Here is a 20317-nt window from a genome sequence, read left to right as displayed (position 1 = left end):
CCCCCTCCCCTTGGAGCGGGGGGCCGCGTCGTGCGTGCGGGGAGGGGTCCGGCTACTTCGCCTTCTTCTCCGTGTCGCCGGAGAGCGCGGCGATGAACGCCTCCTGGGGGACCTCGACGCGGCCGACCATCTTCATGCGCTTCTTGCCCTCCTTCTGCTTCTCGAGGAGCTTGCGCTTGCGGGTGATGTCGCCGCCGTAGCACTTGGCGAGCACGTCCTTCCGCATGGCGCGGATGGACTCGCGGGCGATGATCCGCGCGCCGATGGCCGCCTGGATCGGCACCTCGAACTGCTGGCGCGGGATGAGCTCGCGGAGGCGCCCGGTCATGAGGACGCCGTAGGCGTACGCCTTGTCGCGGTGCACGATCGCGCTGAACGCGTCGACCTGCTCGCCCTGCAGGAGGATGTCGACCTTCACGAGGTCGGAGTCCTGCGAACCGGCGGGCTCGTAGTCGAGCGACGCGTAGCCGGCCGTCTTGCTCTTCAGGTTGTCGAAGAAGTCGAACACGATCTCGCCGAGCGGCATCGTGTAGCGGATCTCCACCCGGTCCTCGCCGAGGTACTCCATGCCGAGCAGGATGCCGCGGCGCGACTGGCACAGCTCCATGATCGTGCCGACGTAGTCCTTCGGCGCGAGGATCGCGGCCTTGACGACGGGCTCGGAGACGCTGACGATCTTGCCGCCCGGGAACTCGCTCGGGTTGGTGACCGTGACCGTCCGCTTGTCCTCGCTGGTGACCTCGTAGATGACCGAGGGCGCCGTCGTGATGAGGTCGAGCCCGAACTCGCGGGAGAGGCGCTCGGTGATGATCTCGAGGTGCAGGAGGCCGAGGAACCCGCACCGGAAGCCGAAGCCGAGCGCGACCGAGGTCTCGGGCTCGTACACGAGCGCGGCGTCGGAGAGCTTCAGCTTGTCGAGCGCGTCGCGGAGGTCGGGGTAGTCGGACCCGTCGATCGGGTAGAGCCCGGAGAAGACCATGGGCAGCGGCTCGGTGTAGCCGGGCAGGGCCTCGGTCGCGGGGCGGGCGGCGGTCGTGACGGTGTCGCCGACCTTCGACTGGCGCACGTCCTTCACGCCCGTGATCAGGTAGCCGACCTCGCCGACCCCGAGGCCGTCGGACGGCGTGGGCTCCGGCGAGCTGACGCCGATCTCCAGGATCTCGTGGGTGGCGCGCGTGGACATCATCGAGATCTTCTCGCGCGGGCTGAGCTTGCCGTCGATCATGCGGACGTAGGTGACCACGCCGCGGTACGCGTCGTAGACCGAGTCGAAGATCATGGCGCGGGCGGCGCCGTCGGGGTCGCCGACGGGTGCGGGGATGGTGCGGGAGACGCGGTCGAGGAGGTCCTCGACGCCGGCGCCCGTCTTGCCCGACACGCGGAGGACGTCGGCCGGGTCGCCGCCGATGAGGGACGCGAGCTCGGCCGCGTACTTGTCGGGGTCGGCCGCGGGGAGGTCGATCTTGTTGAGCACGGGGATGATCGTCAGGTCGTTCTCGAGCGCCAGGTAGAGGTTCGCGAGGGTCTGCGCCTCGATGCCCTGCGCGGCGTCGACCAGGAGGATGGCGCCCTCGCACGCGGCGAGCGACCGGGAGACCTCGTAGGAGAAGTCGACGTGGCCCGGGGTGTCGATCATGTTCAGCGCGTACGTCTGCCCGTCGAGCTCCCACGGCATGCGCACGGCCTGGCTCTTGATGGTGATGCCGCGCTCGCGCTCGATGTCCATGCGGTCGAGGTACTGGGCGCGCATGGAGCGGGAGTCGACGACGCCCGTCATCTGCAGCATGCGGTCGGCCAGCGTCGACTTGCCGTGGTCGATGTGGGCGATGATGCAGAAGTTGCGGATGGACGCGGGGTCGGTCGCGGCGGGCCGGAGGGCCTTCGTAGCTAGGGGGCTCACGCGTTCCTTACGGGTCGAGCGGGTGGAGCGGAACCACGATCATCCCACGGCGCACGCGGCCGGGCCGCCCGGACGGTGCGGCGGCGCCCGGCGGGTCGACGGACGATGCCCGCGGACCCGCCGGCGGCTCAGCGGCGCACGATGTCGGCGACGGCCTCGTCGAGGTTCGGCCAGCGGAACCGGTAGCCCGCGGCCGTGAGCGCCTCCGGCACGACCCAGCGGCTCTTGAGCACCAGCTCCGGCTCGGTGCGGAACAGCCACATGCCCACCTCCAGCATCCACCGGTTGGCGGCGAGGCCCACCGGCATGCGGACGGCGCCGCGGAGCACGCGCATCAGCCGCCGGTTGGTGACGGGCTCGGGGCTCGACGCGTTGACCGGGCCCTCGAGCGACGGCGTGTCGCGGACGAAGCGGATGATGCCGACCAGGTCGTCGATGTGCAGCCAGCTGAAGACCTGCCGCCCGTGGGTGGGCTGGTAGCGGTGATGGGCTCCCGCGCGGATGCGGGACGGGCGCCCGGGGAACCGCCCGTCGAGCTGCGGGCCGCCGAGGCCGAAGCGGGCGAGGCCGAGGAGCGGCTGGAGGGCGCCGTCGCGGCCGAGCACGATCGCGATGCGCAGCGCCACGCGGCGGGTCGCGGGCAGGTCCGGCGCGAACAGGGCCCGCTCCCAGGCGCGCCCCACCGACGGCGAGAAGTCGTCGCCGAGCTCCCCCGTCGACTCCGTCTGCGGGTGGTCGGTCGCGTGCCGGTAGACCGTCGCGGTCGAGGCGTTGATCCAGACCGGCACGGGCCGCGCGCTGTCGGCCACGGCGCGCGCGAGCTCCGCCGTGGTCTCGACGCGGGAGCGCAGGATCTCGCGGCGGTTCGCGACGCCGTAGCGGCAGTTCACGCTCTTGCCGGCGAGGTTGACGAGGAGGTCGGCGCCGTCGACGAGGCGGCGGATCCCCTCGGCGTCGCCCCAGCGCGCGTCCGCGCCCGAGCGCCCGACCGTGCGGACGCGATACCCCTCGGCCTCGAGCTCGCGGACGAGCACCTGGCCGATGAACCCCGAGGCGCCCGTGACGACCGCCGTGCGCCGGAGCGCGCCGTCGTCGCTCATGCGCCGAAGCGCGTGCGGCGCTCGACCGTGGTGCCCGTGCCGTCGGCCCACGTGTAGACCGTGTCGCCGCCGATGATGACGTGCTCCGCGCGCGACTGCACGTCGAGCGGGTCGCCGGACCAGATGACGACGTCGGCGTCGAGGCCGGGGGTCAGCGCGCCGACGCGGTGGTCGAGCCGGAGGATCGCGGCGGGGTTCGCGGTGATCGCGCGGATCGCGATGTCCGCGGGCAGGCCGTCCTTCACGGCGAAGGAGGCCTGGTGCACCAGGAAGTCGATCGGCACGACGGGCGCGTCGGTGGTGATGGCGACGAGGACGCCCGCGCGGTGCAGGGCGGCGAGGTTCGCGACGGCGCGGTCGCGCAGCTCCACCTTGGAGCGCGAGGTGATCATCGGGCCGAAGATCACGGGGATGCCGCGCTCCGCGAGCACGTCCGCGATCTTGTCGCCCTCGGTGCCGTGGTTGACCACGAGGCGGTAGCCGAACTCGTCGGCCAGGCGGATGGCGGTCGCGATGTCGTCGTGGCGGTGCGTGTGCTGGTCCCAGGCGAGCTCGCCGTCGAGGACGCGCACGAGCGTCTCCTTGCCGAGGTCGCGGGAGAAGGGCTTGCCCTCCGCGGCGGCGTGGTCGCGGGCGGCCCGGTAGTCCTCCGCGTCGCGGAAGGCGCGGCGGATGACCATGGCGACGCCGAGGCGCGTGCTCGGCGTCCTGCCCTTCTCGCCGTAGACGCGCTTCGGGTTCTCGCCCAGGGCGCTCTTGACGCTGACCGAGTCGCTCACGAGCTGCTCGTCGATCGTGCGGCCGCCCCACGACTTGATGGCCACCGACTGGCCGCCGATCGGGTTGCCGGACCCGGGCTTCACGACGATGGTCGTGACGCCGCCCTTGAGCGCGTCGCGGAAGCCCTCGTCGTCGATGTCGATGGCGTCGATGGCGCGCACCGACGACATGTCGGGGTCGGTCATCTCGTTGGTGTCGTTGCCCGCGGGGCCGTTGGCCTCCTCGTGGATGCCGACGTGCCCGTGCGCCTCGACGAAGCCGGGGAGGACCCAGCGTCCGGTCGCGTCGATGACGGTCGCGCCGTCCGGCACGTCGAGGTCGCGGCCGACCGCGGCGACGAGCCCGTCGCGGAGGAGGACGGTGCCGCCGGGGATCGGCGCGCCGTCCACGGGGACGACGTGCCCGCCGACGATGGCGGTGACGGAGGAGGCGGAGGCGCGGACGGGGGCGGGGTGATCTGCGGAGAGGGCCATGCTCCGAGCCTAGGACGAGGGCGGCGCGCTACGGCGCGGACGGGACCGGCTGCGCGGCCGCGGGGTCGCCGGGCGCGGGGAGGCGGCGCAGGCCCTCGAGCAGCACCTCGCGGTCGGCGGCGAGGCAGACGCGGATCCAGCCCTCGCCGGACCGCCCGAACGCGCTGCCCGGCGCGACGGCGACGCGGTCGCGCAGCAGGAGCCGCTCCGCCCACCCCGCCACGTCCCCGTCGGAGTCGTGGCCCATGTCGATCCAGAGGTAGAAGGCGCCGGTCGGCCGCAGGTGCCGGATCCCCCGCGCCTCCAGGAGCGCGGTCGCCGCGTCGAGGTTCTCGCGGTAGTGCGCGAGAGCCTCCGCGACGTGGGACTGGTCGCCCGTGACGGCCGCGACCGCCGCCCACTGGGCCGGGGCGCTGACGCAGCTGATGGTCGCCTCCTGCACCGTCCGCATCACCCGCGTCATGCCCGTCGGCACCACCAGGTAGCCCACGCGGACGCCCGTCATGGCGTACGTCTTCGAGAGCGAGAACGCCGTGAGCACGCGCTGCTCCCCCGGCTCCTGCAGGCTCGCGACGCTCACGTGCTCCGCGTCGTGCACGAAGAGCTCGTAGACCTCGTCGCTGATCACCCAGAGGTCGTGCCGTCGGGCGAACGCGAGCAGCTCGCGGAGCGTCTCCCGGGGGAAGACGGCGCCGAGCGGGTTGGACGGCGAGTTGACCACCAGCACCCGGGTGCGGTCGGTGACCAGCCGCTCGAGCCCGGCGATGTCGGGCAGGAACCCGCGCTCCGGGAGCAGCGGGTAGGCGACGGGCTCCGCCTGCAGCATGCGCGCGCCCATGGAGAAGGTCGTGTACCCCGGGTCCGGCACGAGCACCTCGTCGCCGGCGCCGAGCGTCAGCGTCATCGCCTGGTACAGGGCCTGCGTCGCGCCGACCGTGACCCACACCTGCTCCGTCTGCACGTCGAGCCCGTTGGCGCGGCGCAGCTTCTCGACCAGCGCCGCCCGCAGCTCGGGGATGCCGGCGTTCGCCGTGTAGTCGGTGCGGTCCTCGGCCCAGGCCCGGCGGGCCGCCTCGCGGATGTGCGGCGCGACCGGCACGTCGGGCTCGCCGACGCCCAGCGCGATGACGTCGTCGACCTCGAACGACAACTCGAGGATGCGGCGGATGCCCGACTCGGGCACGGCGGGGATGTGGGACGCGAGACGAGGCACGGGTCGAGGGTAGGCCCGCGGGTCGGCGGTCGGCACGTCGGGGAGCCGCGGCCCCCGTCGGGCGCGCCGCGGCGCCTCGGTAGGCTCGCGGCATGGGCATCCCCGACTTCATCGTCTCCCTCCGCGAGCGGATCGGCACGGCGCCCCTCTGGCTGTCGGGCGTCACCGCGGTGATCCTCGACGGGCCGCGCGTGCTCCTCGTCCGCCGCGGCGACACCGGCGCGTGGGCGCCCGTCTCGGGGATCCTGGAGCCCGGCGAGGAGCCCGCCGTCAGCGCATGGCGCGAGGCTGAGGAGGAGACCGGCGTGGACGTGGCGGTCGAGCGGCTGGTGTCGGTGCGGACGACCGGGGAGATCACCTACCCCAACGGCGACCGCGCGAGCTACCTCGACCTCACCTTCCGCTGCCGGTACCTGTCCGGCGAGGCGCGCGTCAACGACGACGAGTCGTCCGACGTCGCCTGGTGGCCGGTGGAAGCCCTGCCGGACATGCCCGCCGACTACCGGCAGCGGATCCGGGACGCCCTCGACGACGAGCCGGAGACGCGCATCGTGCGGCCCGGCGACGCGCCGCCGCCCCCGGTCCGCGACGCGCGGGGCACCGCGGCCTGAATTCCCGGCCGGGACCTGGTATCGTCGCCTGTTGGCTTGCGTGTGATCCTCCCCGATCACGCGGTATCGCCGCAGGCGCCCTCTCTCGCTGAGCGGCAACTCACACGACGAAAACTCGAACGGAAGACATAACACGTGGCAAACATCAAGTCGCAGATCAAGCGCATCGGCACCAACAAGAAGGCCCAGGAGCGCAACAAGGCGGTCAAGAGCGAGCTGAAGACGGCCATCCGCTCCGTCAAGACGGCCATCACCGCCGGCGACAAGGATGCGGCCGTCAAGGCCGTCAGCCTCGCGGGCAAGAAGCTCGACAAGGCCGCCAGCAAGGGCGTCATCCACAAGAACCAGGCCGCGAACCGCAAGGGCGCGATCGCCAAGCAGGTCGCCAAGATCGGCTGATCTCCCCTGGACGCGACGAAGGGCCCCGCGCATCGCGCGGGGCCCTTCGTTGCGTACCCGTCACCTGGGACGGCCGAGGTGGCGGGTCAGTCGCGGCCGCGCGACGCCACGGTGCGGACCATGCGCTCCAGCGAGTAGACGGCGTCGCGGCCGCCGCCCTTGACCTGCGCGTCCGCCTCGGCGAGGGCCTCGATGGAGCGCCCGAGCCCCGCGTCGTCCCAGAGCTGCAGGTCGCGCCGGGCCCGGTCCACCTGCCACGGCGCCATGCCGAGCTTCGAGGCCAGCTGCCCCGAGGCGCCGGAGACCCCCGACACCTTCGCCATCGTGCGGATCTTCATGGCGAACGCCGCGATGAGCGGCACCGGGTCGGCTCCCGAGGCGAGCGCGTGGCGCAGCAGCACCAGGGCCTCGCCGCTGCGGCCGGCGATCGCGGAGTCCGCCACGGCGAACGCGTTGATCTCCACGCGGCCGCCGTAGTACTGGTCGACGGTCACCTCGGTGATCTCGTGCGCGGTGTCGGAGATGAGCTGCTGGCAGGCGGACGCGAGCTCGCTCACGTCGTCCTGGAAGGCCGCCACCAGCTGCCGCACGGCACCCGGAGTGATGGAGCGCTTGGCGGCGCGGAACTCGGCGACCGCGAAGTCGTGCTTCTCGCTGTCCTTCTTCAGCTCGGCGCACACGATCTCGATGCCGCCGCCCGTGCCCGACCGGACCGCGTCGAGCAGCTTCTTGCCCCGCACGCCCCCGGCATGCCGGAGGACGACGTACGTGTCGTCGGCCGGGGAGTCCAGGTACGCGACCGCGTCGAGCAGGAACTGGTCGGAGCACTTCTCCACGTTGACCACGCGGATCATGCGCGGCTCCGCGAACAGGGACGGGCTCGCGAGGGTGATGAGCTCGCCGGGCGCGTAGGAGTCGGCCTCGATGTCGGAGACCTCGATGCTCGGGTCCTCCGCGGTGAGGATGTCGCGGAGCCGACGGATGGCCCGGTCCGCCAGGAGCGCCTCCGTGCCGGACACGAGGACGATCGGCGCCGGCCGCACCGCGTCCCAGGAGAGCTGCGGGATGGCCGCGGACGGCTTGACCGCCGTGCTGCGGGAGGTCCTGGTGGCCATGCGGGTCCGTCCGGGTCGGGGTGGGTCGTCCTGCGCGACGTATGGCGGGCGTGCACCCGCGATGCGGGGCGGCCCGCGGTCGGGCGGATCCAGGTTAGCCGTCGCGGGGGACATCGCCCGGCCTCGGGACGGGGCCCGGCATGGGGACGGCGCCCCCGCGCCCGAGTGCCGCGGCCGCGATCGCCAGGGCGCTCGCCACCACGAGGGCGACGACGCCCGCGGGCCCCGTCGGCCACGGGACGCGGCCCCCGGGCAGCCCGGACAGGACGGCGGCGACCGCGGCGATCCACGCCGCGGGAAGCCACGCGAGCCGCAGCAGGAGTCCGCCCGCCGCGGGCCAGACCGGGAGGAGCATGCAGGCGGCGAGCCCGCCGACCGTCGCCGGAGCCGCCGCAGGTTCCGCGAGGAGGTTGGCCAGCACCCCGTGGACGGGCAGCCCGGGCTGCAGCAGGAGCAGCACCGGCTGGCAGGCGATCTGCGCCGCGATAGGGATGGCCAGCGCCTCCGCGATGCGCCGCGGCAGGCGGCGGCCCAGGCGCGCGGCGATCGGCGGGGCGAGGACCAGGAGGCCGGCCGTCGCGAGGACGCTGAGCGCGAAGCCGACGTCGCGGGCGAGCCACGGATCGGCCGTCACGAGGACGACCACCGCCAGGGCGAGGGCCGGCAGGCCGCGCGCGGGCCGACCGGAGGCGGTGGAGACGATGAGCACCGTCGCCATGACGGCGGCCCGGAGCACGCTGGGCTGCGGGGTCACGAGGATCACGAAGGCCGTGAGCGCTGCCGCCGCGGCCACCGCCCGGAGCGGTCGGCGCAGCCCCGCGGCGGCGGCCAGCGCCAGGACGAGGCCCACGACCACGGCGCAGTTCGCGCCGGACACGGCCGTCAGGTGCGTCAGCGAGCTGTCCTTCATGGTCTGCGACAGCTCGGGCGTGACCGCGGACACGTCCCCGATGGCGAGCCCCGGCAGCAGCCGCGCCCCGGGACCCGGGAGGTCGGCCGCGGCGCGGGAGAGGCCCGCCCGCAGGGCGTCGGCGGGTCCGAGGGCCCCTGCCGGAGACGAGATCGGCTCCGGCGCCCCCCGCGCGAGGAGGAGGTAGGCGGCGCGGTCGGCGGGAGCCGCGGGACGCACGGACGCGCTGACCCGCACGACGGTGCCCACGCCCGGCCGCATGCGCTCCGGGCGCGCCCCGATCCCGCCCTCCGTCGCAAAGACCACGACGGGGACCGGGACCGGCAGGGCGACCGTGTCGTCGTCCAGCGCCCCTCCCCGCTGCCGGCCGACGTGCAGGCTCGTCAGGCGTCCGACGAGGCGCACGCGTCCGGTGCCGGCACCCGGTCGCCGTGCCTCGCCCGCCATGCCGGCCGGTGGCTCGTCGAGGGCCACGTCGGCGACGACCATGCCGTCGGTGGCGACCACGGCGTCGAGCGCCGCGGGATGGCGTGACGGCTCCCGGGCCGCCGCGGCACCGAGGAGCAGCGCTGCGACGGCGGCGGACACCGCGACGGCGGCGGCGACGCGGACGGCGCGGTTCCCGCCGATGCCGCTGCCGGTCGCCCGACGCCGGGACCGTGCGGTCGGGCGACGGCGGAGCGCGACCGCGGCTCCCCCGGCCGTCACGGCGAGGACCGCCGCGGCCACGGCGGACGGACCGGATGCGCCGCGGACCCCGATGGATACTGCGGTCGCGACCCAGCCGACCGCGGCGGGGAGGGCGAGGCGCAGGTCGACCTGCGCTGCCGCGCCGCGCGCGCCCCGTGGCGCTCGTCGGGTGCCGGAGGCGCGCCGCGGATCGGCCGTCACACCCGGACCAGCGGCGTCAGCGATGCCAGGGTGCGGTCGCCGATGCCCGGGACCCGCCCGAGGTCGGCGACGCGGCCGAAGCGGCCGTGCGCGGACCGCCACGCGATGATGCGCGCCGCGAGGGACGGCCCGACCCGCGGGAGGGTCTCCAGCTGCTCCGTGGTCGCCGTGTTGAGGTCGACGGGCGCCGAGCCGGTCGCGGTGCCGCCTCCGGCGCCGGACGGTCCTGTCGCCGGGGCCGCCGCCGGGGTCTCCCCCTGCCGCGGGACCACCAGCTGCTCGCCGTCGGAGAGCACGCGCGCCAGGTTGACGCCCGCGGTGTCGGCGCCGTCGGCGAAGCCGTGCGCGGCGGCGAGGGCGTCGACGACGCGGCTGCCGGGCGCCAGCGGGAAGAGGCCGGGCGACGCGACGGCCCCGACCACGTGCACGTAGATGGGCGCGCGGGCGCTCGTGGCGGTCCCGGTGCCGCCGGTCCCGCCGTCGTCGCCTTCGACCTCCCCCGCGTCCGCCGTGGCGCCAGCCGTCGCGCCGGCGTCCCCCGGGGATGCCGACGGACTCCCGACGGCGTCCGGATCCCCCGCCGGTGCCGCCGCGCCGCCCGGGGTCCGGTCGGCCTCCCCGACCGCGGACGCCCGAGCCCCCGCGCGGGGCGTCGAGCCCGCCGCCGGGTCCTCGGCCGCGGACTGCACGAGGGTGACGAGCACGGCCGCCACGAGCGCCGCCCCGACCAGGACCACCGCGGCGCCCACGCCGACGCGGAGCCGGACGCGCGTCCGGGTCGCCGGCCCCGGTGCCGGTGCGTCCCGCGGAGCGGATGCCGCGGCCACGGGCGTGCCGTGCGGAGCGGGAAGGGCCCCGAGGCGATGGTCGGACCCGGCGTCGGCGCCCCCAGCGTCGCCGTCCCCGTCGCCCACGTCATCGTCATCGTCATCGTCGGGGGCATCCCCTCGGTCCGACTCGCCCACGGGGACCGTCCACCCGTCGGCCTGCGCGGCGGGCATCCCCTGTCCGGCAGGGTCCTCCCCGTCGGCGACGTCGCCGTCGCGCGACTCCCCTCCGTCGAGAGGTGCTCCGGGGCGGGGACGACGGGAGGGGCGCATGGCGGCACGGTAGGCGGCGCGATGCCGGGCCCTCCGTGGACGACACGGTCTGGGGAGCGCGTCCATCGAACGCACCTGGGATGGGGCGAGGGCGGCCCGCGTGCGGACCGCCCTCGTCGCCGTGCATCGCGCCGTGACGCGCGACTCCCGTCAGCCGGCGGGGGTGGTGGTGATGCTCACGATCTTCGGCGCGCGGACGATGACCTTGTCGATCGTGCGGCCGGCGGTCGACCGCTTGACGCCGGCGGTCTCGCGGGCGAGGGCCTCCAGCTCGTCGGCGCCGATGCGGGCGTCGACCTCGAGCTTGTCGCGCACCTTGCCGTCGACCTGCACGACGGCGACCACGGTATTGACGACGAGGAGGTTGCGGTCGGCCTTCCGCCAGCCGGCGAACGCGACCGAGCCCTCGTAGCCGAGGCGCTTCCACATGTCCTCCGCCGTGTACGGGGCGAACAGGCTGAGCGCGACGGCGACGACCTCGGTGGCCTCGCGCACCGCGGCGTCGCCGCCGCCCGGGCCCTGGTCGATGGTCTTGCGGATCGCGTTGACGAGCTCCATGGTGCGGGCGATGACGACGTTGAACTTGAACGCCTCGAGCATGCCCGGCGCCTCGGCGAGGAAGCGGTGCGTGACGCGGCGGAGCGCCTCGTCGCCCGTCTTCCACTCGACCTCGGGCGCGCTCGTGATGTCGCCCGTGAGCCGCCAGGCGCGGGCCAGGAACTTGGCCGAGCCGGACGGGGAGACGTCCTCCCAGTCGATGTCGTCCTCCGGCGGTCCGGCGAAGGCCATGGTGAGGCGGATGGCGTCGACGCCGTGGCGGTCGATCTCGGAGCCGAGGTCGACGCCGCCCTTGCTCTTCGACATCTTGCTGCCGCCGGACAGGACCATGCCCTGGTTGAGCAGTGCGCTGAACGGCTCCGTGAACGTGACGTAGCCGAGGTCGAAGAGCACCTTCGTGATGAAGCGCGAGTACAGCAGGTGCAGGATCGCGTGCTCCACGCCGCCGACGTACTGGTCGACGGGCGCCCAGCGGTCGGCGTCGGCCGGGTCGAACGCCTTCGTGGCGTCGTTCGGGGACAGGAAGCGCAGCCAGTACCAGGAGCTGTCCATGAACGTGTCCATGGTGTCGGGATCGCGCGTGGCCGGGCTGCCGTCGACCGGGCTCGGGACGTTCGCCCACGCGGTGGCCGCGGCCAGCGGGGACTTGCCCTTGGGCGTGAGGTCGAGGCCCTCGGTGTCGGGGAGGCGCACCGGCAGCTGGTCCTCGGGGACGCGGATCTCGGTGCCCTCCGCGTCGTAGACGATGGGGATGGGCGTGCCCCAGAAGCGCTGCCGCGAGATGAGCCAGTCGCGCAGGCGGTAGTTCTTCGCGGCGCGGCCGCGGCCCTCCGCCTCGAGCTGCTCGATGACGCGCTTGATGGCCGGCTGCTTGCTGAGGCCGTCGAGGGACCCGGAGTTGATGAGACGCCCCTCGCCGGGGAGCGCCACGCCCGTGCGGCCGGGCAGGACCTCCTCGAGGTCGGGCAGCTCGCCGTCCTCCGGGATGATGCGGATGGCGCCGGTGACGGGCTGCGTGGTGTCGACGACGACGCGTACCGGGAGGTCGAAGGCGCGCGCGAAGTCGAGGTCGCGCTGGTCGTGCGCGGGGACGGCCATGACGGCGCCCGTGCCGTAGTCCGCGAGCACGTAGTCGGCGGCCCACACGGGGATCCGCTCGCCGTTGACGGGGTTGACGGCCGTGCGTCCGAGCGGGATGCCGGTCTTCGGGCGGTCGGTCGTGGAGCGCTCGATCTCGTTGAGGCGCTGCGTGCGCTCGAGGTAGCCGCGGAAGGACTCCCGCACCTCCTCCGACGCGCCCTCCACCAGCTCGGCGGCCAGGTCGCTGTCGGGTGCGACGACCATGAAGGTCGCCCCGTGGAGGGTGTCGGGGCGGGTGGTGAACACCGTGACGGGCTCGTCGCGGCCCTCGATGACGAAGTCGACCTCCGCGCCCACGGAGCGGCCGATCCAGTTGCGCTGCATGTTGAGCACCTTCGAGGGCCACGTGCCCTCGAGCTGGTTGAGGTCGTCGATGAGGCGGTCGGCGTAGTCGGTGATGCGCAGGTACCACTGCGTCAGCTTCTTCTTGACGACGACGGCGCCCGAGCGGTCGGAGGTGCCGTCCGCGAGGACCTGCTCGTTGGCGAGGACCGTCTGGTCCACCGGGTCCCAGTTGACCCAGCTGTCCTTCCGGTAGGCGAGGCCCTTCTCGTGCATCTTGAGGAACAGCCACTGGTTCCACGTGTAGTACTCGGGGTCGCTCGTGTGGAGCTCGCGCTCCCAGTCGAAGGACAGGCCGTAGCGCTTCATGGAGCGCTTCTGCTGGTCGATGTTCGCGTACGTCCACTCGCGCGGGTCGACTCCGCGCTTGATGGCGGCGTTCTCGGCCGGGAGGCCGAACGAGTCCCAGCCGATGGGGTGCAGGACGTTGAACCCCTGCTGGCGCCAGTAGCGCGCGACGGCGTCGCCGAGCGCGAACGCCTCCGCGTGGCCCATGTGCAGGTCGCCCGAGGGGTACGGGAACATGTCGAGGATGTACTTGCGGGGGCGGCTGTCGCTCGCGTCGGGCGTGCGGAACGGCTGCTCGCGCTCCCAGACCTCGGACCACTCGGCCTCGATGGCGCGGAAGTCGTAGGTGTCGCCGGGGGTGTCGGGTGTCTCGTGTGCCAAGGGCGCTCTCGATTCGATGCGGGGGTCGCGGCCGTCAAGGCCTCGACAAGACTAGTGAACGCGCCGGGCCGCGCCCGAACCCGTCGCGGGGCGCCGGGTCAGGCGCGACCGGTCCCCTCCCGGGGCACGCGGCCTGCGCGCGCGGCGGCGATGAGCGGGGCCGCCTTGACGCGCACCTCCGCCAGCTCCTCCTCCGGGACCGAGAGCGCGGTGATGCCGCCGCCCGCGCCGATCGTGGCGCGGCCGTCGGTCACCACGACCGAGCGGATCACCATGGCGAGGTCCGCCCGCCCGTCCTCGCCGAACCACCCGAAGGCGCCGGCGTAGACCCCGCGCGATCCGCCCTCGAGGGCGGCCAGGATGCCCACGGCGGCGGACTTCGGGGCACCCGTCATGGATCCGGCAGGGAACAGGGCCCGCACGGCGTCGACCGCGGTGGTGCCGGGCGCGAGCTCGCCCTCGACGCGGCTCACGAGCTGGTGCACCTGCGCGTACGCCTCGACGGCGAACAGGCTCGTGACCCGCACGGAGCCCAGGACGCAGACGCGGCTGAGGTCGTTGCGCATGAGGTCGACGATCATGACGTTCTCGGCGCGCTCCTTCTCGCTCGCGAGGAGCTCGGCCCGTGCCCGCTCGTCGGCGGCCGGGTCGGCGTGGCGGGGGCGCGTGCCCTTGATGGGCAGGGTGCGCAGGGTGCCGCCGCCGTCGACCTCGACGAACCGCTCGGGCGAGGCGCTGACGAGCGCGGTGCCGCCGATGCGGAGGAACGCGCCGTGGTGGGTGGGGCTCAGGGCGCGGAGCGCCAGGTGGACGCGCACCGGGTCGACCGTGCCGGGGAGCGTCGCGCTGTTCGTGAGGCACAGCTGGTAGGCGTCGCCGCGGCGGATGGACGCCTGGCAGGAGCGGATGAGGCGGAGGTAGGCCGCGTCGTCGTGCCGCCATGCGGGCAGCGCGTCGAGGTCGTGGTGGTCGCCGGCGTCGCGCGGCGCAGGCGCGCCCCTGGCGGGGTCGACGGGGTGCGACGCCGCGGGGGTGGCCGGAGCCGCGGCGTCCGCGACCCGGTCGAGCTCCGCCGCGACGGCAACCAGCCACGCATCCCCTTCGCGCGCCACGGCCCAGACCCCGCGCGTCGCGTGGTCGAAGGCGAGGAGGCGCTCTACGCGCATCACGGCCGCCGGGAGGGGCCCGGGTGCATCGGACGGAGCCCGCGCGGCGTGCGGGGCGTGGTGCAGGGGGACGGTCTCGGGCCACGCGTCGTGGGGGATCCAGCCGAGGACGCCGAGCCGGAACGCGAGACCGTCCGGGAGGCCGGGGCCACCGGCGCCCGCGCCCGCGTCGCCGGCCGCGGGGAGCATCGCCGCGAGCCCGGGGAACACGCCGGCGGGCCACTCCGTCACGGTCCCCGCGGACGCGGCCAGGTAGCTCCATCCCTCCCCCGCCGAGTCGTCGAGCCAGGCCACGTCGCCCGCCTCCTCGTCGGCGTACAGGGCCAGGAACACGTCCCGGGGCTCGTGCCAGGCAGCCAGGCGCCGCCCGGCCACGGGCCGCGCCGCCCGCGCGCGGGGCTCCTGCATGCTCGGCCTCCCGGTGTCGTGGGCGCACCCGGCGGCCGCCTAGCCTCAAGGGTATGAGTTCCGAGACGATCCTCCGGTGGACGCCCGCGGGCTGGGCGCCGGAGGCCGCGGACGCCGGCGGTGCAGGAGCGGAGGCCGTGCGCCCGCCGGGCCACCGCGTGCTCGCCGCCGACTCGTTCCTGGTCGACGCCGGGCGCGTGCTCGCCCTCGACGTGCACCGGCAGCGGTTCCTCGCAGCGCTCCGCCTGCAGTCGGCGGCCGTGCCGGATCCCGCCGCGTTCCTCGACGCCGCGGTCGCCGCCCTCCCCCGCGAGGGAGCCTGGTTCCCGCGCGTGGAGGCCCTGCGGGGCCCGGGCGGCGACGTGGCCCGCCTCCTCGTCCGTCCCGCGCCGGAGCGCACCGCCTCCGTCGTGCTCCGCGACCACGACGGTCCGGACCCCCGCACCATGCCGCGGGTCAAGGGCCCCGACCTGCATGCGCTCGGCGCCCTCCGCAGCCGCGCCGCGCGCCACGGCGCCGGGGAGGCCGTGATCCTCGCCGCCGACGGCACGGTGGTCGAGGGCGCGTACAGCGCGATCCTCTGGTGGCACGGCGACGCCCTCGCGGTCGTCGAGGGCGACGTCCCGCGGATCCCGAGCGTCACCGAGCGCAGCATCGTCGCCCTGGCGACCGCGCTCGGGGTGGACGTGCTCCACGACCGCGTGCGGCCCGCCGACCTCGACGGCCGCGAGGTGTGGGCCGTCAGCGCGCTGCACGGGATCCGGCTGGTGCGCGGCTGGATCGACGGCCCGGCGACCGCGGCGGAGCCCGGCCGGGTGCGCGCCTGGCGCACCCGGCTCGCGGCCCTGCGCCGCGAGCTGCCGGCGGGCTGACCCGGGCGCGGATCCGTCAGGACGCCGCGGACCGGCCCGCGCCGGCCTCGCCGGCCTCGCCGGCGCCCATGTGCACGGTGCGGTCGACGAGGTCCGCGGGCACCTCCGTGTGGGTGAGCAGCAGGACGCCCCGGCCCCGGTCGCGCGCCGCGGCGAGCACGTCCCGCAGCACGGCCCGGGCCCGTTCGGCGTCGACCCCCGCCGTGGGCTCGTCGAGCACGAGCACCGGGAAGTCGGCGAGGAGCGCGCGCGCCAGGGCGATGCGCTGCGCCTGGCCCCCGGACACGAGGCCGCCGCGGTCGCCGACGCGCGCGTCCAGGCCGCCGCGCTCCGCGGTCCACCCCGCGAGGCCGACCCGGTCGAGCACGGCGACGAGCTCGGCGTCGTCGGCGTCCTCGCGGGCGAAGAGCAGGTTCTGCCGGATGCTCGCGTCGAACAGGTGCGGCGCCTGCTCGCAGAGGCCGACGACGCGGCGGACGGCCGACGGGGGCATCGAGCGCGCGTCCCGCCCGTCGAGGACGTACGTGCCGCCGGATTCGAGGAAGCGGACGAGCGCCGCGGCGAGCGAGGACTTGCCCGATCCGCTCGGTCCGCGCACCACGACGGTCTCCCCCGGCCGCACGACGAGCGACACCGGGGCGAGGGCATCCACCGCGGCGCCCGGCCAGCGCGTCACGAGGTCGCGGATCTCGAGCGTCGCCCCGACGCGTCCGCCGGACCGCCCGTCGGCCGACCGCTCGCCCGACCCTCCGGCCGGCGCGTCGTCGGCGGGAGCCGGTGCGGTCGGCCCCACGGAGTCGGCGACAGCGCCCTCATCGGCGTCCGCGCCCACGGGCTCCCGCGGGATCTCGGCCGGGATCGTCGCAGGCACCACGCCGGCCACGCGCTCCGCGCTCGTGCGCACGCGCCGCCAGGCCTGGACGGCGAGCGGCACGGACGTCGCCGTCTCGACGAGCGCGAGCGGCACCAGCGCGGCGAGGGCGAGCCATGCCGGGTCGAGGGCCCCGGATGCGAGGCCGGGGACGCCCTGCAGGACGGTCCACGCGGCGACCGCGCCGGTGCCGGCGAGCACGATGCCCGTGGTCGCGCCGGCGGCGGCCGCGCTGCGGAGGACGGCCCGGCGGAGGTCGCCCGCGGCCCGGTCGACCTCGGCGAGCCGGGCGTCCACGGCGCCGTACGCGGTCAGCACGTCGAGGCTGCCGACGAGGTCGAGCACGAGGTCCTGCAGCCGCGCCTCGAGCGGCGCGATCCGCGCCTCGGCGCGGCCGGCGAGCGCGGACGTCGCCCCGACCCCGACGACGAGGGAGGCGGCGAGCACGACGAGCAGCGCGATCCCGGCCGGCGGCAGGACCGCCCACACGACGGCGACGCTCGCGACCTGCACGAGCACGGACACGGCCAGCGGCTGCACGACGCGGAGCGGCAGGTCCTGGAGCCGGTCGACGTCGCCGACGAGCCGGGCCAGGAGGTCGCCCCGCCGGGTGTCGCGGAGGCCGGTGGGGGCGAAGGGCAGGATCCGCTCGAAGACGCCCACGCGCAGCGTCGCCAGGGCGCGGAAGGCCGCATCGTGGCTGGTGAGGCGCTCCAGGTACCGGAACGCGGCGCGTCCGAGGGCGAACGCGCGGACACCCACGATGGCCATGCCGAGGAAGAGGATGGGCGGCTGCTCGGACGCGCGCGTGATGAGCCAGGCGGAGGTCGCGAGCAGGGCCACGGCCCCGGCCGCGCCCGCGAGGCCCGCGAGCAGGCCGGGCAGCGCGCGGCGCGCGGGCGGCTGCGCGAGGCGCAGGACGTCGTCGCGGTTCACGGCGCCACCTGCGCGCGCCAGGCGGGTTCCGGCGCGAGGCGCACGGGCCCGGGGTCGGCGGCATCCGCGAGGTGGCCGGGGTCTCCCGGCGTCGAGCCCTCGCCCCCGCCGGCACGCGCGGCGGATGCCGTCGGCGCGTCCTCGAGGGAGGTCGCGGCGCCCGGACTCAGCCCGGCACCCAGCCGCAGCACGGCGTCGGCCGCGCACACCAGGGCCGCGCGGTGGCTGACGACCACGACGGCGCGCCCCTGGTCGGCGAGCTCCCGGATCCCCGCGGCCAGCCGGGCCTCCGTCACCGCGTCGAGCGCCGAGCTCGGCTCGTCGAGCAGCACGAGCGGGCAGTCGAGCGCGAGGGCCCGGTGCATCGCGCGGGCGACAGCGACCCGCTGCGCCTGCCCGCCGGACAGCCCCTGCCCGCCCACCCCGAGGCGCACGGCGGGGTCGATGCCCTCGGCTGCGGCGAGCGCGAGCGCGCGGCGCACGAGCGCCTCGTCGGGATCGACCACGCCGAGCGCCACGTTCTCGCGGACCGTGCCCGCCATGAGACCCGGCCGCTGCCCCGACCACGCGATCTCCCCCGGGCGGAGGGCCCGGGGCGCGGATCCCGCGCCGACGTCCCCGCCGACCCATCCGACGGCACCCGTGGCGGGCAGCTGCCCGAGCAGCGCCCGCAGGAGCGAGGTCTTCCCGGCCCCGCTCGGTCCCGTCACGGCGGTGATGCGCCCGCGCGGGAACCGGGCCGACAGGCCGCCCAGCACGGGTGCGTCCCCGAGCGAGACGGCGAGGTCGCGGATCACGAGGGCATCCCCGCCGGGCGCGCGGGCCGTAGCGGCGTCCGTGGCCGCGTCCCGTGCGCCGCCTCCCGCCGCCGCGACGGCGCTCGTGCCCCGCCGCGCCCGCTCCTCGTCGAGGATCCCGAGGAGGTCGTCGGAGGCCGCGACCCCCTCCGCGGCGGCGTGGAACTGCGCGCCCACCTGCCGCAGCGGCAGGAACGCCTCCGGCGCGAGGAGCAGGACGAACAGGCCCACCTCGAGGTCGAGCGTCCCGCCGATGAGGCGGACGCCGACCGAGACCGCGACGAGCGCCACCGACAGCGAGGCGGCGAGCTCCAGGACGAAGCCCGAGAGGAACGAGATGCGGAGCACGCGCATCGTCTCGACGCGGTAGTCCTCGGTGACCCGCCGGATGCGGGCCGTCTGGCGCCGGGCGCGCCCGAACACGAGCAGGGTCGAGAGCCCGTCGACCACGTCGAGGAACCCGGAAGCGAGCTCCGTCAGGCGCGCCCACTGCCGCCGCTGCACCTCCTGCGTCGCCCACCCCACGAGCACCATGAAGACGGGGATGACGGGCAGGGTGGCGATCACGGTGATGCCGGTGACCGGATCCTGCACGAGGAGCACGGCGACCACGATGGGCGTGGCCAGCGCCGTGAGGAGGAGCTGCGGCACGTACCGCGAGAAGTACGGCTCGAGGGCGGCGAGGCCGGGACCCACCACGGTGGTGAGGCGCGCCCGGCTGCGGGACGCGGTCCAGGCCGGACCGAGGTCCGCGATCGCCCGCAGCGCCCGCCGCCGGAGCTCCGAGGTCACCTGCGCCGCGCCGCGGGCGCCGACCACGTCGAGCAGCCAGGCCGCCGCGCCGCGCACGACCGCGGATCCCAGCGCGAGCGCGAGGAGCGGCCCGAGCGCGCCCGCGGCGGCGCCGTCGACCGCCCGCACGACGAGCTGCGTGAGCGACCAGCAGAAGGCGACGAGCGCGAGGGTCTGCACGACGCCGACGAGCGCGCCGACCGCGAGCATGGTGCGGGCTGCGGCCGAGTAGCGCAGCAGCCGCGGGTCCAGGGGCTTCACGGCGCGCTAGTGGGCGGCCTGCGTGATCACGGCGCGCGTGATGCGCTTCCGGAACACCCAGTACGTCCACGCCTGGTACGCGAGGATCAGCGGCAGGGCGAAGCCCGCGGCCCACGTCATGATCGTGAGCGTGTACGGCGACGACGACGCGTTCTCCAGCGTCAGGCCGTTCGCGGGGTCGTTCGAGGCCGGCATCACGAACGGGTGCAGCGCCGCGAACAGGCTGGCGACGGCCAGCGCGATGGTCGCCGCCACGAGCCCGAAGGCCCACCGCTCGCGTCCTCGCGCGTTGGCGAGGTACGACGCGACGAGCGCGACGGCCGCGAGGGCCGAGACGAGCCCCGACAGCGCCGACCCGTGCGCGAGCGTCGTCCAGAGGAGGAAGGCGGCCGCGATCACGATGGTCGCCGCCCCGACCCGCATGGACAGCAGGCGGGCGCGCGCCCGGATCGGCCCGTCCGTCTTGAGCGCCGCGAACTGGAGGCCGTTGACGAGGAACAGCGACAGCGTGGTGAGCCCGCCGAGGAGCGCGTACGGGTTCAGCAGGTCGAGGGTGGACCCCGTGTAGTCGTGGTCCGCGTCCATCGGCACGCCGCGCACCACGTTGGCGAACACGACCCCCCAGAGGAACGACGGCACGACGGAGCCGACGACGATCATCAGGTCGAAGGACCCGCGCCAGCGGTCCGAGGCGCCCTGGTGCCGGTACTCGAACGAGACGCCGCGGAGGATGAGCGTGATGAGGATCGCGAGCAGCAGCAGGTAGGAGCCGCTGAACAGCGTCGCGTACCACTCGGGGAACGCCGCGAACAGCGCGGCACCCGCGACGATGAGCCACGTCTCGTTGAGGTCCCACACGGGCCCGATGGTGTTGATGAGCACGCGCCGGTCGGTGTCGTCCTTCGCGAGGAACGGCAGGCTCATGCCCACCCCGAAGTCGAAGCCGTCGAGCACGAAGTAGCCGACGAAGAGGAAGGCGATGACGCCGAACCAGAGGAGGGGGAGGTCCATGG

The 20317-nt window shown here is 75.1% G+C and carries 15 protein-coding genes; 3 read left to right on the top strand and 12 right to left on the bottom strand.

The window, feature by feature from the left end; all coding sequences use genetic code 11:
• Positions 1–52: 52 nt before the first annotated feature.
• The 4 genes from lepA to AC07VC_RS08620 all read right to left on the bottom strand — a co-directional run bounded on the left by lepA (position 53) and on the right by AC07VC_RS08620 (position 5466).
• Positions 53–1900 (bottom strand): translation elongation factor 4, encoded by a 1848-nt coding sequence (lepA, locus tag AC07VC_RS08635; RefSeq protein ID WP_094115765.1) that lies wholly within the window; start codon positions 1898–1900, stop codon positions 53–55.
• Positions 1901–2028: 128 nt separating this feature from the next.
• Complete coding sequence (locus tag AC07VC_RS08630) at positions 2029–3000, bottom strand: epimerase (protein ID WP_494675778.1); 972 nt, start codon at positions 2998–3000, stop codon at positions 2029–2031.
• Positions 2997–4253: an amidohydrolase gene (locus tag AC07VC_RS08625; protein WP_494675777.1), complete on the bottom strand. Its 1257-nt coding sequence runs from the start codon at positions 4251–4253 to the stop codon at positions 2997–2999. Before AC07VC_RS08625 ends, AC07VC_RS08630 begins: the two co-directional genes overlap by 4 nt.
• A 28-nt stretch (positions 4254–4281) precedes the next feature.
• A complete protein-coding gene (locus AC07VC_RS08620) occupies positions 4282–5466 on the bottom strand; it encodes a pyridoxal phosphate-dependent aminotransferase (RefSeq protein ID WP_494675776.1) in 1185 nt (394 codons plus the stop codon).
• Positions 5467–5558: 92 nt separating this feature from the next.
• Between AC07VC_RS08620 and AC07VC_RS08615 the strand changes: the two genes are divergently transcribed.
• Together AC07VC_RS08615 and rpsT are read left to right on the top strand one after the other, a co-directional pair.
• A complete protein-coding gene (locus AC07VC_RS08615) occupies positions 5559–6077 on the top strand; it encodes an NUDIX hydrolase (RefSeq protein ID WP_494675775.1) in 519 nt (172 codons plus the stop codon).
• 135 nt (positions 6078–6212) lie between these two features.
• Positions 6213–6476 (top strand): 30S ribosomal protein S20, encoded by a 264-nt coding sequence (rpsT, locus tag AC07VC_RS08610; protein WP_012038238.1) that lies wholly within the window; start codon positions 6213–6215, stop codon positions 6474–6476.
• A gap of 86 nt (positions 6477–6562) precedes the next feature.
• Here the strand turns inward: rpsT and holA are convergent, their stop codons facing one another.
• From holA to AC07VC_RS08585, 5 genes are all read right to left on the bottom strand, one after another.
• A complete protein-coding gene (gene holA / locus AC07VC_RS08605; protein WP_494675774.1) occupies positions 6563–7591 on the bottom strand; it encodes a DNA polymerase III subunit delta in 1029 nt (342 codons plus the stop codon).
• A gap of 94 nt (positions 7592–7685) precedes the next feature.
• Entirely contained in the window at positions 7686–9392 is a 1707-nt protein-coding gene (locus AC07VC_RS08600; RefSeq protein WP_494675773.1) for a ComEC/Rec2 family competence protein, read from the bottom strand.
• The gene (locus AC07VC_RS08595; protein WP_494724457.1) at positions 9389–10219 is read right to left on the bottom strand and encodes a helix-hairpin-helix domain-containing protein; all 831 of its coding nucleotides are present in this window, start codon (positions 10217–10219) and stop codon (positions 9389–9391) included. The genes AC07VC_RS08600 and AC07VC_RS08595 overlap by 4 nt, the downstream gene beginning before the upstream one ends.
• Before the next feature lie 423 nt (positions 10220–10642).
• Entirely contained in the window at positions 10643–13201 is a 2559-nt protein-coding gene (gene leuS / locus AC07VC_RS08590) for a leucine--tRNA ligase (RefSeq protein ID WP_317230752.1), read from the bottom strand.
• A gap of 98 nt (positions 13202–13299) precedes the next feature.
• Entirely contained in the window at positions 13300–14775 is a 1476-nt protein-coding gene (locus tag AC07VC_RS08585; protein WP_494675771.1) for an anthranilate synthase component I family protein, read from the bottom strand.
• Between the two features lie 53 nt (positions 14776–14828).
• Here AC07VC_RS08585 and AC07VC_RS08580 point away from each other — a divergent pair, with 53 nt between their 5' ends.
• A complete protein-coding gene (locus AC07VC_RS08580) occupies positions 14829–15647 on the top strand; it encodes an aminotransferase class IV (protein WP_494675770.1) in 819 nt (272 codons plus the stop codon).
• A gap of 16 nt (positions 15648–15663) precedes the next feature.
• Here the strand turns inward: AC07VC_RS08580 and cydC are convergent, their stop codons facing one another.
• From cydC to cydB, 3 genes are read right to left on the bottom strand one after another with little or no spacing between them, the layout of a single operon-like run.
• Positions 15664–17454, bottom strand: a complete 1791-nt coding sequence (cydC, locus tag AC07VC_RS08575) for a thiol reductant ABC exporter subunit CydC (protein WP_494675769.1) — start codon at positions 17452–17454, stop codon at positions 15664–15666.
• Positions 17451–19304 (bottom strand): thiol reductant ABC exporter subunit CydD, encoded by a 1854-nt coding sequence (cydD, locus tag AC07VC_RS08570; protein WP_494675768.1) that lies wholly within the window; start codon positions 19302–19304, stop codon positions 17451–17453. The genes cydC and cydD overlap by 4 nt, the downstream gene beginning before the upstream one ends.
• A gap of 6 nt (positions 19305–19310) precedes the next feature.
• Positions 19311–20315, bottom strand: a complete 1005-nt coding sequence (gene cydB / locus AC07VC_RS08565; protein ID WP_494675767.1) for a cytochrome d ubiquinol oxidase subunit II — start codon at positions 20313–20315, stop codon at positions 19311–19313.
• Positions 20316–20317: the final 2 nt, after the last annotated feature.

It is taken from the genome of Clavibacter sp. GW821-FHT01D01 (assembly GCF_059422605.1).
Note: the sequence above shows the minus strand (reverse complement) of the source record. Positions and strands in the feature narration are given on the sequence as shown.

Bases quoted from the DNA above. Each gene is read 5' to 3' on its own strand.
- holA (WP_494675774.1), bottom strand. From the start codon at position 7,591: ATGGCCACCAGGACCTCCCGCAGCACGGCGGTCAAGCCGTCCGCGGCC.
- AC07VC_RS08630 (WP_494675778.1), bottom strand. From the start codon at position 3,000: ATGAGCGACGACGGCGCGCTCCGGCGCACGGCGGTCGTCACGGGCGCC.
- AC07VC_RS08585 (WP_494675771.1), bottom strand. From the start codon at position 14,775: ATGCAGGAGCCCCGCGCGCGGGCGGCGCGGCCCGTGGCCGGGCGGCGC.
- AC07VC_RS08615 (WP_494675775.1), top strand. From the start codon at position 5,559: ATGGGCATCCCCGACTTCATCGTCTCCCTCCGCGAGCGGATCGGCACG.
- cydB (WP_494675767.1), bottom strand. From the start codon at position 20,315: ATGGACCTCCCCCTCCTCTGGTTCGGCGTCATCGCCTTCCTCTTCGTC.
- AC07VC_RS08580 (WP_494675770.1), top strand. From the start codon at position 14,829: ATGAGTTCCGAGACGATCCTCCGGTGGACGCCCGCGGGCTGGGCGCCG.
- AC07VC_RS08625 (WP_494675777.1), bottom strand. From the start codon at position 4,253: ATGGCCCTCTCCGCAGATCACCCCGCCCCCGTCCGCGCCTCCGCCTCC.